General features: G+C 42.6%; 14 protein-coding genes and 1 other annotated feature. Of the genes, 4 read left to right on the top strand and 10 right to left on the bottom strand.

Annotated elements, in window-relative coordinates; all coding sequences use genetic code 11:
• Positions 1-2: 2 nt before the first annotated feature.
• From pheS to trpX, 3 genes are all read right to left on the bottom strand, one after another.
• Entirely contained in the window at positions 3-1,049 is a 1,047-nt protein-coding gene (gene pheS / locus QM870_RS09475; protein ID WP_118095617.1) for a phenylalanine--tRNA ligase subunit alpha, read from the bottom strand.
• Positions 1,050-1,360: 311 nt separating this feature from the next.
• Positions 1,361-1,780 (bottom strand): chromosome partitioning protein ParB, encoded by a 420-nt coding sequence (locus tag QM870_RS09470; protein WP_414369388.1) that lies wholly within the window; start codon positions 1,778-1,780, stop codon positions 1,361-1,363.
• 123 nt (positions 1,781-1,903) lie between these two features.
• On the bottom strand, positions 1,904-2,905 hold the full coding sequence (gene trpX / locus QM870_RS09465; RefSeq protein ID WP_024055230.1) for a tryptophan ABC transporter substrate-binding protein: 1,002 nt from the start codon (positions 2,903-2,905) through the stop codon (positions 1,904-1,906).
• 132 nt (positions 2,906-3,037) lie between these two features.
• Positions 3,038-3,269: a binding site (T-box leader), on the bottom strand.
• 150 nt (positions 3,270-3,419) lie between these two features.
• Between trpX and QM870_RS09460 the strand changes: the two genes are divergently transcribed.
• On the top strand, positions 3,420-5,081 hold the full coding sequence (locus QM870_RS09460) for an Rqc2 family fibronectin-binding protein (protein ID WP_414369386.1): 1,662 nt from the start codon (positions 3,420-3,422) through the stop codon (positions 5,079-5,081).
• A gap of 192 nt (positions 5,082-5,273) precedes the next feature.
• On the opposite strand, the gene budA is transcribed toward QM870_RS09460, so the two are convergent.
• From budA to QM870_RS09445, 3 genes are all read right to left on the bottom strand, one after another.
• Entirely contained in the window at positions 5,274-5,990 is a 717-nt protein-coding gene (gene budA / locus QM870_RS09455) for an acetolactate decarboxylase (RefSeq protein WP_195529119.1), read from the bottom strand.
• A 72-nt stretch (positions 5,991-6,062) separates the two neighbouring features.
• Positions 6,063-7,292 (bottom strand): tetratricopeptide repeat protein, encoded by a 1,230-nt coding sequence (locus QM870_RS09450; RefSeq protein WP_414369384.1) that lies wholly within the window; start codon positions 7,290-7,292, stop codon positions 6,063-6,065.
• Complete coding sequence (locus tag QM870_RS09445) at positions 7,282-8,457, bottom strand: AI-2E family transporter (RefSeq protein WP_070665395.1); 1,176 nt, start codon at positions 8,455-8,457, stop codon at positions 7,282-7,284. The genes QM870_RS09450 and QM870_RS09445 overlap by 11 nt, the downstream gene beginning before the upstream one ends.
• Positions 8,458-8,625: 168 nt before the next feature.
• Here QM870_RS09445 and QM870_RS09440 point away from each other — a divergent pair, with 168 nt between their 5' ends.
• Both QM870_RS09440 and QM870_RS09435 read left to right on the top strand, forming a co-directional pair.
• A complete protein-coding gene (locus tag QM870_RS09440) occupies positions 8,626-9,636 on the top strand; it encodes a lactonase family protein (protein WP_414369381.1) in 1,011 nt (336 codons plus the stop codon).
• Positions 9,637-9,731: 95 nt separating this feature from the next.
• Entirely contained in the window at positions 9,732-9,917 is a 186-nt protein-coding gene (locus tag QM870_RS09435; RefSeq protein WP_003002861.1) for a hypothetical protein, read from the top strand.
• Between the two features lie 255 nt (positions 9,918-10,172).
• Here the strand turns inward: QM870_RS09435 and eno are convergent, their stop codons facing one another.
• Complete coding sequence (gene eno / locus QM870_RS09430) at positions 10,173-11,477, bottom strand: surface-displayed alpha-enolase (RefSeq protein ID WP_129299119.1); 1,305 nt, start codon at positions 11,475-11,477, stop codon at positions 10,173-10,175.
• Between the two features lie 211 nt (positions 11,478-11,688).
• On the opposite strand from eno, the gene QM870_RS09425 reads away from it, so the two are divergent.
• Positions 11,689-12,141 (top strand): DUF1694 domain-containing protein, encoded by a 453-nt coding sequence (locus QM870_RS09425; protein ID WP_045759659.1) that lies wholly within the window; start codon positions 11,689-11,691, stop codon positions 12,139-12,141.
• Positions 12,142-12,184: 43 nt separating this feature from the next.
• Here QM870_RS09425 and QM870_RS09420 read toward each other — a convergent pair whose 3' ends face one another.
• The 3 genes from QM870_RS09420 to QM870_RS09410 all read right to left on the bottom strand — a co-directional run.
• Positions 12,185-13,300, bottom strand: coding sequence for a glycerate kinase (locus QM870_RS09420; RefSeq protein ID WP_049483376.1), 1,116 nt, complete (start codon positions 13,298-13,300; stop codon positions 12,185-12,187).
• Complete coding sequence (gene serB, locus QM870_RS09415; RefSeq protein WP_414369379.1) at positions 13,285-13,953, bottom strand: phosphoserine phosphatase SerB; 669 nt, start codon at positions 13,951-13,953, stop codon at positions 13,285-13,287. Before serB ends, QM870_RS09420 begins: the two co-directional genes overlap by 16 nt.
• A 129-nt stretch (positions 13,954-14,082) precedes the next feature.
• On the bottom strand, positions 14,083-14,178 hold a 96-nt coding region (locus tag QM870_RS09410), incomplete at its 5' end, for an IS3 family transposase (protein WP_301362722.1).

The raw sequence follows: 14,178 nt of genomic DNA, 5'->3' as shown, positions 1-14,178 counted from the left end.
GATTATTTAAACTGTTCTGAGAAGCGAACATCTCCTTGATAGAAGCCACGGATATCATTGATTCCATAACGAAGCATGGCCACACGCTCTTGACCAAGTCCAAAGGCAAATCCTGAATAAACTGTTGGGTCAATACCACTCATCTCAAGGACGCGTGGGTGAACCATACCGGCTCCCATGATTTCAATCCAACCAGTTTTCTTACATACGTTACATCCCGCTCCACCACACTTGAAGCAAGAAACGTCCACTTCAACCGATGGCTCAGTGAATGGGAAGTAAGAAGGACGCAAACGGATTTGACGTTCTGCACCAAACATCTTTTGCACGATCAATTGAAGCGTTCCTTGAAGGTCTGCCATAGAAATGCTTTTCCCAACGACCAAGCCTTCGATTTGATGGAATTGGTGGCTGTGGGTCGCATCATCCGTATCCCGACGGAAAACCCGCCCTGGAGAGATCATCTTCAATGGTCCCTTGCTAAAGTCATGCGCATCCATAGCCCGCGCCTGTACAGGTGAGGTATGGGTCCGAAGCAAGATTTCTTCTGTGATATAGAAGGTATCCTGCATATCCCGCGCTGGGTGATCTTTAGGCAGATTCATCCGTTCAAAGTTATAGTAATCTTGCTCTACTTCAAAGCCGTCTACGACTTGATACCCCATCCCGATAAAGATATCTTCGATTTCTTCACTAGTTTGGGTCAAAATATGACGGTAACCACTAGCAACTGGACGACCTGGAAGGGTCACATCGATGCTTTCGCTCGCTAGTTTAGCTTGGACTTTCTTTTCTTCCAAGAGTTTGGCAGTTTCTTCGAAGGCAGCCGTCAAGACATCACGGGCTTCATTGACGTGTTTTCCAATAACCGGACGCATCTCAGCAGAGACATCCTTCATCCCTTTAAGAATTTCCGTCAGAGATCCTTTTTTACCAAGAACAGAGACCCGTAGTTCTTGCATCTCTTTTTCATTTTCAGCAGAGATCTGCTTCAAGGCTGACAGCGTTTCTTCTCGAAGCGCTTTTAGTTGTTCTTCAATCGTTGACATATTTCCTCCATCATGGTCCATTTACAGACATAGAAAAAACCGCGTGACTTCTCCTAATCGGAGCGTTGACACGCGGTACCATCCGTTTTTTATCTGTAAACCAGACCTTAATTTCTAAATCCTTGCGCAAGTGAATTCACCCAACTTCCATGCAAAGAGCTTTCAGTCACGGCTCTTCTCCCTGTCACACTTCCCTTGAGGTACTAGTCTTGCAGATTTCTATTCAATTACCATTTAGTTTATCAGATTTTTAGTTAAAAAACAAGTTAGATGAGACTAATTCACTAGAAAAAGAAAGAAGATGCAGTGCATTATCTATTTGCATTGTCTGTTTCATCTGCTTTCCTTTTCATTAGAAGAGTTGCTGCTTGGTTAAAACCATCACACCAGTTATACCATTTTGCTTCATACTCATCTTGAGGTAAGATACGATGTTTTAAATCCAAAACAGAGTCTATCTTTCTTTCCTCGCAAGCTTGCGCATAGAGAGCATACAAGGCATCGCCACCATCTCTATCAAACTCAGCAGAAATCGTATCCCGACCTGCCAATAAAGCCTGATAAGCCCTGTGATGCCCGTCTGTAATCAACAAACGATCTCCAAATGCAAGAACACTAATTGGGTCCACATTGATGATTTCTGCCGACTGATCAAGCATCTGGATATCATGTAACTTCTTTTCTGATAAATATAGTTGGGTCGGATGAAGATCTGTTATCTTAACTTCCATATCTTTCTCCTCTACCATGAGTAACATAGTTAGTTGTGAGCACTAGTAGACATTTTTAAAGGTCACGATTTTAAGACCTGCCAAAGCCAAATTCCCCTGCTATTCTTGTGATTCGTTTCCTTTTTATTTAATGACTTGTCCAGCATCTTTCAAGACAGATTCTGGAATAGTAATGCCCAATTCATCTGCGACTTTTTTATTGATGACAGATTTTCCTTGGCTAAAGATTTCAACAGGTGTATCCGCTGGTTTTTGACCTTTCAAGATTTTCGCAGCCATTTTACCAGTTGCCACTCCAAGATCATGTTGGTCGACAACGACTGAGCCTAAACCGCCAGCTTCTACCATAGCTGTCGCACTTGGGAAGATTGGTTTTTTAGCTGTTTTGTTTGCTTCGACAACTGTTGAGAAGGCTGAAGCGATGGTATTGTCGATTGGAACCCAGATGGCATCGACTTTGCCTGACATTACAGACACGGTCGAAGCAATTTCATTTGTAGAAGGTACAGAATAAGGAACCACCTTGTAGCCTGCTTTTTCAGCTAATTTTGTAAATTCTTCTACTTGAGATTTGGAATTATCTTCACTGGTTGAGTACAGGATCCCAATTGTTTTCACGTTCGGAGTCAATTCTTTGATTAATTTCAACTGTTGCTCAGTTGGATTGTGGTCAGATACCCCAGTGATATTGCCACCTGGTTTTTTCAAATCTTTGACCAAGTTTGCGCCGACCGGATCAGTGACAGCTCCCATAACGATGGGTTTGTCTTTTGTTGCACTAGCCAATCCTTGAGCAGATGGGGTTGCAATTCCAATCAAGACTTGGTTATCCTTGTCTACCAATTGTTTACTCATGGTTGCAACTTTGTTTTGGTCGCCTTCAGCATTAAGGAAATCAATGTCCACTTTATCTTTGTCATAACCTTCTTCAGCCAAACCATCTTGAATTCCCTTGTAAATCAAATCAAGCGAAGGGTGGCTGACCAACTGCAAGACCCCAACTTTAGCCTTTTCATTGCTACTTGCTGCCTTGTTGTCTTTGCCTGCTGTAGCTGAATAGATCGCTGTCCCAATGACTGCTGCTGCAATCAAACCAATAATTCCCATTAAACGTTTATTTTTCATTTTTAATACCTCTTCTATTTTTCATTTTCTTCTTTTTTTCCATCATCTAAAGACTGCGACGCCATCGTTTCTTCATATCTTTTCTCCCTTCTCATCTAAAACAAAAAACACGCCCACACATAGCAAAAGCTATGTGAGGACGTGTCATCGCGGTGCCACCTCACTTATGGGAAAAGGATAGTCTCCCCCATATCTCTGTCTTGTCTAGCAACAAGTTGCACGATAAGGTGTGCCAACCGAATTTTTATTGTTTCAAATTCATCTCATCATTAGTCCAATTTCATAAACTGCCGCTACCCACTCTCAGCAACCGTGGGCTCTCTTGAAACTTTCATTTACTACTTTTCTAATTTCTTACATTTTAAAGTTTTCTTTCAAAAATGTCAATACTTTTTCTGTATTTTTTTGGAAACGTTCGCATTTTCTATTTTACATCCTCTTGCTTCTTTCTGGGATTTCCGCTCTAATTTTGATATAATTTACTAGAATAAACGCTAGAATGATGAGGAATCCCATGTCTTTTGATGGATTTTTTTTACACCATATGGTGGAAGAATTGAAGGCCGAACTCTTGAGTGGTCGCATTCAAAAAATTAACCAACCCTTCGAGCAAGAATTGGTGCTCCAAATCCGAGGCAATCGGAAAAACCAAAAACTCTTGCTCTCTGCCCATTCTGTCTTTGGACGGATTCAACGGACCCAGACCAACTTTGAAAATCCTGCCTTTCCCAATACCTTTATTATGGTCATGCGCAAATATCTTCAAGGCGCTGTCATTGAAGGGATTGAGCAAATGGAAAACGACCGGATTCTTGAAATCCGTGTCTCCAATAAAAACGAAATTGGAGATGCCATTTCTGTCAGCCTCATGATCGAAATCATGGGCAAGCACAGTAATATTATTCTCCTGGACCGCACCAGCAATAAAATCATCGAAGCCATTAAACATGTCGGCTTCTCACAAAATAGCTACCGGACCATTCTCCCTGGATCGACCCATGTAGCGCCTCCGAAAACAGACGCGGTTAATCCTTTTACAATTGGAGATGAAGCCCTTTTTGCCCTTCTTCACAAAGAAGAGTTAAGCCCAAAGAACCTTCAAAAATGTTTCCAAGGTTTGGGGCGAGATACGTCTCAAGAATTGGCCAAGCGACTTGAGACGGATGAAAAATTAAAAACCTTCCGTGCCTTTTTCCAAGCTCCAACTGAGCCACGCCTAACGACCAAATCCTTCTCGGCTATTCCCTTTGAAGATGCCACTAGTCAAACCTTTGAGACACTTTCCGATCTGCTAGATGACTATTACCGAGACAAGGCTGAGCGCGATCGGGTGCAACAACAGGCTAGTGAATTGATCCGCAAGGTCGAAAACGATCTTGAAAAGAACCGAAAAAAATTAGCCAAACAAGAAGCGGAGTTAGCGGCGACCGACAATGCGGAAGAATTCCGCCAAAAAGGAGAATTGCTGACAACCTTCCTCCATCAGGTACCAAACGACCAAGACCAGGTTGTTTTGGATAATTACTATACCAATGAACCGATCACCATCCAACTCAACAAGGCCCTGACCCCCAATCAAAATGCCCAACGCTACTTTAAACGCTACCAGAAGTTAAAAGAAGCCGTCAAACATTTGACCATCCTCATTCAAGAAACCAAGGAAACCATTTCTTATCTTGAAACGGTTGAAACAACCCTTTCTCAAGCGAGTCTAGCTGAGGTGGCAGAAATTCGAGAAGAGCTAATCCAGACCGGCTTTATCAAACGGCGCAACCGTGAAAAAATTCATAAACGTAAAAAACCAGAAAAATACCTGGCTAGTGATGGAAAAACCATCATTTTAGTGGGTCGCAATAATCTGCAAAACGATGAACTGACCTTTAAGATCGCTAAAAAAGACGAACTCTGGTTCCATGCCAAAGATATTCCAGGAAGCCACGTCGTCATTACTGGCAATCTCGATCCATCGGATGAAGTGAAGACCGATGCTGCAGAGTTGGCCGCCTACTATTCCAAGGCCCGTCTCTCAAACTTGGTCCAAGTAGATATGATCGAAGCCAAGAAACTCAATAAACCAACAGGTGGAAAACCAGGCTTTGTCACCTACACCGGCCAGAAGACTCTGCGGGTCACCCCAGAAGAAGAAAAAATCAAAGCCATGAAACTAACGGACTGATTTCAAAAATAAAAGAGAGTGGGACAGAAATCGGTAATTCATTAGAATTCGATTTCGTCGTCCCACCTCCGCACAGTTGAGTAAGGCTGTAAAAGCTGATGAAATCAGCGTAGTAGAGCCCACTCAACCACTGCGTCTTGCTCGACAATCCAAAAATAATTGAGAGGCTAGGACTTTTGTCCCAGCCTCTTTTTATTCTGCTTTATTAATGTCTTCTTTGACCTCATCAACATTGAATTTGGCAAAGAGGTACTGACGGTCTTGAACTGGGAAACGTTGATCCAGCTGATCGATGGCCCCCACCTCTACAATCCCTTCTGTGATGACAAAATCCATGACATGGCCACCAAAGGTGTGGTCATCTGAAATAAAGTGCAAATGATAACCAGCCACACTCACGCCATGGAAAATTTCTGGTGTCCAAAAACCGACGATGGTTCCAGTGACATTTTCCCGTGTATACTCTGGCTGATGGGTTGCAACCTCTGCAAACTTCATCTCTGGTGTGGATTTTGGAATCATACGGACATGCATCTTGGCAAAGTCACCACGAATCTTAATGGAGCGGAAAAGATTTTCCCCATCGTAATACGATTCAATACGGGCTTCTAATTCCTCGTCCGTCATTTCAAAGCGTTGGCGGAAAATGACTTCTGCTTGGTGAGGGACGACTGCTGCATAAGGAACCTTGGCATCCAGAGAAACTTCGACTATTTCAGGATGATCCCCTGATCCCTTGGCCTGATATGCCTTACCATCTAATACGATCAACTCTCCATCAATAGAATCAAGCGTCCCAACTCCTAGATCTCCGTGTTCCAAGAGTTCTCCAATCGTAAATGAACCCCCGTACAGACCCGCCATTAGGGCACCTAAGGTATTGTATTGAAAAAGTTTCACTGGTTCCATGTTTTTCTCTCCTCATTCTATCTTCTACCAGTATACCACAAACTATTCCGAATCTTCACGATATGGTTTTGATTAGAGGCTATCATAGAGGGTTTGCATCTGCACATCGTCTGGTACGATCGCCAAATACTGGTTAGCCACTTCACGCGCCTTCGTCACATCTCCAGCCTCACGCAACAAATAAACATAGGCTTCGAGGAACTCTGGGTTGTCTTTTAAATCCTCATAAAGCTCTTGGTAGGCTGAGACGGCCTCTTCTGTTTTCTCCAAAGCAGCCAAGGCACGGGCAATGTTCCACCGGGTAACAACTGTTTCGACTTCTTCATTTTGCCAAGCCAAGACTTGGTCAAAGCGTTCCTGTTCCAAATAAAGGGTAGTCAGACGAAGAGCAATCTCTTCGAGATCATCTGCCACTTCTTTAGCCTCTAATAGATAAGCTTCTGCCTGTTCAGGCTGGTGAAGTTCATAAGAAAGCCGAGAAGCAAGAAGCTTCAATTGGGCATCAAAGGGATTCTTCTGGATCCCTTGTTTAGCAATCTCAAGCGCTTTTTCACGGTCATTTTCAGCCTGTAAAGCTAAAGCATAACCATACTCATAGCCCTCAAAATCAGGCGACAAGGTATCAATTTGTTTGTAGTAGATCAGGGCTTTTTGGAATTCTTCTTGGTCAGACAATAAGGTCGCTAATTCGTAAGCAATCTGGTCATCAAACTCAATCTCCAGAGCTTTCTCTAAGAAAGGAACAGCTGCTTCAAACTTACCAAGATTGGCATAGGCAAAACCAATCCGTTGATAGGTGGAAATTCCTGTTGCTTCCAAAATCTCCCGATTGTCCAACTGGGCATACTCTTGGATAGCCTCTTGGTAGCGTTCCAATTCCAGATCAATTTCAGCTAGCCCTAATTGAATGATGGGATCATCAGACAGACGGGCTGCTTCAACTAATTTTTCACGCGCCACATCTGCTAGGCCTTCCATCTGATAGAGATCAGCCTTAACCAAGAGACTGGCCACATACCAGTTAGAGTCTGGCTCAATTTCTTCTAAATAAGCAAAGGCCTCTTCCATTTGACCTTCCTCTGCAAGTATAGTTGCCAAACTTAGATACACTTCTGGATAGGTTTCTGCAATCTGTTCATAGATCTCCTTTGCCTGAGGGTAAAAACCGATACTTTCAAGATATTGACCTAAATCCAATAATTGTGCTTCACTATCTTCTAACAAAGCCTGTTGAAATTGAACTTCTGCTTCTTCTAGCTCCTGCCGATCGAGAGCCTCTACCATTTGTTGACTATGACTCACTGTGTGTTTCCTCTTCTACTTCATTATGTTCTTCATACAAACCACTGACGACCTTATACCATTCAAAGATAGCTCCGATCACCACCTTAGCAGATGCATAGACTGGAATTCCAAGGAAAACTCCCCAGATTCCAAACATAGATCCTGACGTCAAGAGCACAAATAAAATGGTAATTGGATGGATATTTAACTGGCTCCCCAAAACCAAGGGTGATACAAAACGTCCTTCAATGGTTTGCTCCATTGCAAATACAATCAAGACCTTGATAAACATCTCTGGCCCTGCTACCAAGCCCAATACTAAGGCAGGTAACATGGCTAAGAAACTACCCAAGTATGGGATCAAATTCAAGATCCCTGCAGAGATCCCTAGTGTCACCGCATAGCGCAAGCCAATGATCTTAAAGAAGATGATGAACATAATGGCGACGACAATGGCTACCGTAATTTGCCCTCGAACGTAGTTGGAGAGTTGGGTATTGACATCTGAGAGAACCTGTTCAGCCGATTTACGAATCTTAGTCGGTAAAAAGCGAACAATGTGGCCCTTTAAATTTTTTCCATCTCGAAGAAGATAAAAGACAATAAAAGGCATGATGATCAAGGCAACAATAACTTGCGAAGCCACTCCGATCAAGTTGCTGACCCAATTGACAGCCCGCCCAGAGATCGAACTGGCCCAAGAAGTAATGTTTGCAGACAGTTCCTTAGTGATCTCATCTAACTGGGGTTTGATATCAGAGGAGACGCGATTATCTAGAAAATCATCGATGGTTGCATTGGCCTTTTCCAAATAAGTTGGCAAGTTATGAAAGAAACTCACCACTTGTCGTTGGACGGATGGAATCACTACAGCTAGACCCCAAATTAAAAGCACTGCAATCAAGAAAAAGACTAAGGAAATCGCAAAAATCCGCTTGAGTCCTTTTCTTTCAAGAAAGTCAACAATAGGGTTGAGCAGGTAATAGAGCAAACCAGAGATAATAACAGGCAGCATGACGGCTCCTGCAAACTCAAAAATAGGAATAAAAATAAAGGTGATTTTACTCAAAACCAAAAGGTTCAAGCCCAACAGCAAGGTAACTAAAAATACGGTAATGGCCTTGTTGTCTAAAAACCATCTAAAAAACCAGGACAAACTAAACTGTTTTTCTTTATTATCCACAGAGAACTCCTTTTCATTTCAATCTGTTTCTATTTTAGCATTTTTTGAGCTTGAAGTTACGAAAAAACTAGCAAAATAAGAAAGAAAGGCCCTCGCCTTTTCAACTAGCAATTGCCTTCCAATAGGACCTTTGATATAATAAACCTAACAAATCATACGAGGTGACCTATGTCTCAAACCATTTATTTCGGTACCTATACCAAAAAAGAATCCAAAGGAATTTACAAGGCACAATTTGATCCTGAAACAGGCACATTGAGCCATCTTGAACTAGTGGCAGCTGAGCCCAATCCAACCTATATCGCTTTTTCTGAAAAAGGCAACCTCTACAGTGTCGGAGCTGAAGAGGGAAAAGGAGGAATCGCAAGCTTTACAGCTGATTTTCAGCCGCTCAATCACGTTGTTGAAGAGGGGGCTCCACTTTGCTATGTCTCTGTCGATGACAAGCGTCAACTGGTCTATGGAGCCAACTATCACAAAGGCCAAGTTCTCGTATATAAGCTAGAGGCAGATGGGCGTTTGTCCTTTGTCGATCAAGACACCCACCAAGGAAGTGGTCCTCACGCCAATCAAGCAAGTCCACATACCCACTATGCAGACCTTACACCAGATCAGTACCTGATCACGTGTGACCTAGGAACAGATAGTTTGCATGTTTATGATGTCAGTGAGGAAGGAAACCTAACCCTGATCAATCAATATCAAACAGCTCCAGGGGCAGGACCTCGTCACTTGGTCTTTCATCCTCACTATAAGACTGCTTATCTCATCAATGAATTAAATGCTACGATCGATGTGCTCTTTTATGACGGTATGGGTGAATTCGAACACTTCCAAACTGTTTCCACACTTCCATCAGACTACGATGGTCAAAAATGGGCTTCTGCGATCAAGCTCTCAGCTGATGGAAAATTCCTCTATGCATCTAACCGTGCTCACAATTCCATTGCTGTCTTCAAAGTTGTGGCTGATGGTAGCCTAGAACTCATTGAAATTGTTCCAAGTCAAGGGCTCAATCCACGTGATTTCACGCTTAGTCCTGATCAAAACCACCTAATCGCAGCCCATCAAGATTCACCTAATGCCACCGTCTTCAAGAGGGATCCTGCTAGCGGAAAATTGACCCTTCTATCTGACGACTTCTATGTTCCAGAGGCCGTTTGTACGGTTTTTCATTAAGTCGTTTTAGTTGTCAAACCTCTAAAAAAATGATTAAATAGATGAGAAAAAGGCGTGAGCCTGACTTCACAACTTATATTTTAGGAGACCCTAACATGAATCCATTGGACTTATTTAACCAAGTTAAAGAAATGATCGAAAAGAAAGACTTCGACGCTGCAAAGAAATTTGTTGATGACAACAAAGACAACCTCGGTGACTACCTTGAACAAGCCAAAGGGCTTGTATCTGGAAATGAAATGGTCAGCGGTGCCTTGGACAAAATCAAAGGCTTGTTCTAATAAGACGATGAGAGTGGGACAGAAATCGGTAATTCGTTAGAATTCGATTTCGTCGTCCCACCTCCGCACAGTTGAGTAGGGCTGTAAAAGCTGATGAAATCAGCGTAGTAGAGCCCACTCAACCACTGCGTCTTGCCCTACAATCCAAAAATAATTGAGAGGCCAGGACTTTTGTCCCAGCCTCATTTTTGTTTACCCCAAGCAAAAAAAGATCCTTGAGAAAACTCAAGGATCTTTTTAGTCTAGTAAACTAGATTATTTCTTAAGGTTGTAGAATGATTTCAATCCACGGTATTCAGCTACTTCACCAAGTTGATCTTCGATGCGAAGCAATTGGTTGTATTTAGCGATACGGTCTGTACGTGAAAGTGAACCAGTCTTGATTTGTCCTGCGTTTGTTGCAACTGCGATGTCAGCGATTGTTGAATCTTCAGTTTCACCTGAACGGTGTGATACAACGGCAGTGTAACCAGCTTCTTTAGCCATTTCGATAGCGTCGAATGTTTCAGTTAGAGTACCGATTTGGTTAACTTTGATAAGGATTGAGTTAGCACATCCTTCTTTGATACCACGTGAAAGGTAATCAGTGTTTGTTACGAAGAAGTCGTCACCAACCAATTGAACTTTACCGCCAAGACGTTCAGTAAGAGCTTTCCAACCTTCCCAGTCGTTTTCATCCATACCATCTTCGATAGTGATGATAGGGTATTTGTCAACCAATCCTTCAAGGTAAGCGATTTGTTCTTCAGCAGTACGAACAGCAGCGCCTTCACCTTCGAATTTAGTGTAGTCGTATACTTTACGTTCTTTATCGTAGAATTCTGATGAGGCACAGTCAAATCCGATAAATACGTCTTTACCTGGAACATAACCAGCAGCTTCAATAGCAGCGATGATAGTTTCTACACCATCTTCAGTTCCGTCGAAACGAGGAGCGAATCCACCTTCGTCACCAACGGCTGTTTCAAGACCACGACCTTTAAGGATTTTCTTAAGTGCGTGGAAGATTTCAGCACCCCAACGAAGAGCTTCTTTGAATGTAGGTGCACCAGCAGGTACGATCATGAATTCTTGGAAAGCGATTGGAGCATCTGAGTGAGATCCACCATTGATGATGTTCATCATTGGAGTTGGAAGAACTTTAGTGTTGAATCCACCAAGGTAGCTGTAAAGTGGGATTTCAAGGTAGTCAGCAGCAGCACGAGCTACAGCGATAGACACACCAAGGATTGCGTTTGCTCCCAATTTACCTTTGTTAGGAGTACCGTCAAGAGCGATCATTGCACGGTCAATAGCTTGTTGGTCACGTACATCGTAGCCGATGATTGCTTCAGCAATGATGTTGTTTACATTGTCAACAGCTTTTTGAGTTCCAAGACCACCGTAACGAGATTTGTCACCGTCGCGAAGTTCTACTGCTTCATGTTCACCAGTAGAAGCTCCTGATGGAACCATACCACGTCCGAAAGCACCTGATTCAGTATAAACTTCTACTTCAAGTGTTGGGTTACCGCGTGAGTCTAGGACTTCGCGAGCGTAAACATCAGTAATAATTGACATTTCTTACTCTCCTTATTGAGTTATATTTTTTACTCCTCTATCATATCGTAATTAGGCTATTTTTTCAAGAAAAAACAAGGAATTCTACAAAAATTGAGAAGTTTTTAACGAGAAAACGGTTCCACTTTCTTATTTTCTTCCATTTCCCTTCCTTATTTAATTTTTTAGCATTCCTCTACTCTTCTGCTACGCTTTATGCTATACTAAACTTATGACAGATATTAATAAAACGATTTTAGAAAAAGCTGCTGGTCCTACTCGGTTCAATCCTGATGAACAGCGTCGATTTTTGGAGACATATGAGGAGCGTGTGATTGCATCATGTACCTTGGAGGAGGCAAGGGACAATCTCTATTTGGAGCACTATTCTTCAATTCTTACGAACATTTCAGAACGCTTTGAACCTGTATTGGTCAAAATTTCGCCTGCCTTGGATGAAAGCAGCCAACTTCAATATTTGAAAAAAACAAAGGATCTTGGTCTTGTGGCAAGCATTGTTTCAGATGACTGTCGCCACTCTCCCTTTGGTCTCATCATCCATACGGATCATCCATCTGGAATTTCTCCAACCGATATCAGCCTCCAGTATCCAAATTTGTTTGAAAAGAAAGAAGAGAGCACAGCACCTGAAAAAAAATCATTTTGGAAACGCCTCTTTGGCTAAAGAAAGAACCAATTGAAAAGGAATTTCCTTTTCAATTGGTTTTTTAGTTTGCTTTTATTTTTAAAAGGTTCCCAATATTTCGAGCACAGGAAATCAGATTCCTTTCAGCATGAGCGAGTGCATCTGCTACCTCACAAGGAACAGGTACGATAGAGAAGGCAGCTTCAATGTGATGACTAGGAAAAGCAGGCAAATCCTCCGCTAAGCTACCACAAATAGCTATCACTGGGATCTTCTCTGGTGTTCGTTTGGCCACCCCGACAGGTGCCTTCCCAGAAAGGGATTGGAGATCCATCCTACCTTCCCCAACAACGACCAGATCAGCTTTTTGTACTTTGTGATTAAAGTCAATCAAATCGAGACTTTTTTCAATTCCTGAGGAAATCTGACCTCCCGCAAAAGCGACCAAGCCAGCAGCCATGCCACCTCCAGCTCCGGCGCTAGGCATAGACAAAATTCGTGCATCAGCTAGCTGGTAAAAATCCTGCATAGCCTGATCAACAGCTGGAAACAGAAGGGGATTCAATCCCTTTTGCCCACCAAAGATATAGGTCGCTCCTTGACTGCCACAGAGAGGATTGGTTACATCCGTTAAGACTTGGAGCTCGATGTCTTGTAAAGCTTTTGGAACCGCACTGGTATCTATTCTAGCCACACGACCGATCGAAGCCCCGACAGGACGAAGCAGATGGCCTTGATCATCATAGAAGGCTACCCCAAGTCCAGCAGCCATCCCAATCCCACCATCATTCGTTGCAGAACCACCAATTCCTACACAGATCGTTTTAACCCCTTGGTCAACCAATTGCAAAATCAGTTCACCAATTCCTCGTGTCTCTAGTTCTAGTGGATTGCGTTTTTCAGCTGGGATAGAGCCTAAGCCAACAAGAGAGGCCATCTCAAAAAATGCCATCTCATCTTTTCGGTAATAAGCCATTGAAACAGGCTTCCCAAATGGTCCTGTTACCTGAGTATGCTTCTTGGTTAAATTCAGAACGCCAGCGAGTGTATCCATGGTTCCTTCGCCACCATCCCCTATGGGAAGGAGGTCAAAAGTTGCATCTGGTAGAGCCTCTTGAAATCCTTTTTTTAAGGCTTCTGCTACTTGTTTGGCGGATAAGGATTCTTTAAATGAATCCGGTGCTAGTAGGATATGCATACTGTTTCCTTTCTATGCTGGTCTAGAATTTCAAGAACAAGGCTTAGATCCCTCGTCTTAATACGGTATGGAGCTCGTTCGGCAACGATCGGCTTTGCCATAAAGGCAATCCCGATTACGGCTGTTTCAATCATGGGAAGATCATTGGCACCATCTCCCATAGCAATCGTCTGACTTCGTGGAATATGATTTTCTCTCGCCCATGTCAGGAGGAAGTCTTTTTTTCTTTCAGGGGTCACAATCTCTCCGAGCACTTTCCCTGTCAGACGGCCATCAAAAGTCTGCAAACGATTAGCACGAACTAGATCAATTCCTAAAGACTTCGCGATAGGATCGATGACTTCATGAAATCCCCCTGAAACAAGGCCAACCTTGTAACCTCTTTGATGAAGTTCCGTGATTAAGACCTTAGCTCCCGGTGTGACGTCCATCTGCTCTACAATTTTCGGAAAGATAGAGGCCTCTAATCCCTTCAATAAAGCGACACGCGCCTGTAAAGATGCTTTAAAATCCAACTCTCCATTCATTGCTTGTGCCGTAATCTCTGCTACTTTTTGTCCTACGCCAGCTTCTTGAGCTAGTAAATCAATTCCTTCTTGTTGGATCAAAGTTCCATCTACATCCATAACGAGGAGACCTGTTACTTCTTTCATCGCTTTCCTTTCTTATTTCTCCCTTACTATACAAAAATAGGGTTTAAATTTCAAGTTTCAATGATCAATTGAAGATAAAAAAAACGACCTCCTAAAAATGTACTGACCCCAAAAAGTTAGACAAATAATTTAAGTTAAGGATTTAGTCCTGTATTGCACAGGACTAAGTCCTTTTAGTTTTACCTTAATTCGTTTGTTGTTGTAATAGTCAATATAGTTTACAAT

This window comes from Streptococcus parasanguinis, from assembly GCF_047463195.1.
GTDB lineage: Bacteria > Bacillota > Bacilli > Lactobacillales > Streptococcaceae > Streptococcus > Streptococcus parasanguinis_R.
Note: the sequence above shows the minus strand (reverse complement) of the source record. Positions and strands in the feature narration are given on the sequence as shown.

Bases quoted from the DNA above. Each gene is read 5' to 3' on its own strand.
- QM870_RS09470 (WP_414369388.1), bottom strand. From the start codon at position 1,780: ATGGAAGTTAAGATAACAGATCTTCATCCGACCCAACTATATTTATCA.
- QM870_RS09420 (WP_049483376.1), bottom strand. From the start codon at position 13,300: ATGCATATCCTACTAGCACCGGATTCATTTAAAGAATCCTTATCCGCC.
- eno (WP_129299119.1), bottom strand. From the start codon at position 11,477: ATGTCAATTATTACTGATGTTTACGCTCGCGAAGTCCTAGACTCACGC.
- QM870_RS09435 (WP_003002861.1), top strand. From the start codon at position 9,732: ATGAATCCATTGGACTTATTTAACCAAGTTAAAGAAATGATCGAAAAG.
- QM870_RS09460 (WP_414369386.1), top strand. From the start codon at position 3,420: ATGTCTTTTGATGGATTTTTTTTACACCATATGGTGGAAGAATTGAAG.
- trpX (WP_024055230.1), bottom strand. From the start codon at position 2,905: ATGAAAAATAAACGTTTAATGGGAATTATTGGTTTGATTGCAGCAGCA.
- budA (WP_195529119.1), bottom strand. From the start codon at position 5,990: ATGGAACCAGTGAAACTTTTTCAATACAATACCTTAGGTGCCCTAATG.
- QM870_RS09440 (WP_414369381.1), top strand. From the start codon at position 8,626: ATGTCTCAAACCATTTATTTCGGTACCTATACCAAAAAAGAATCCAAA.
- pheS (WP_118095617.1), bottom strand. From the start codon at position 1,049: ATGTCAACGATTGAAGAACAACTAAAAGCGCTTCGAGAAGAAACGCTG.
- QM870_RS09425 (WP_045759659.1), top strand. From the start codon at position 11,689: ATGACAGATATTAATAAAACGATTTTAGAAAAAGCTGCTGGTCCTACT.
- serB (WP_414369379.1), bottom strand. From the start codon at position 13,953: ATGAAAGAAGTAACAGGTCTCCTCGTTATGGATGTAGATGGAACTTTG.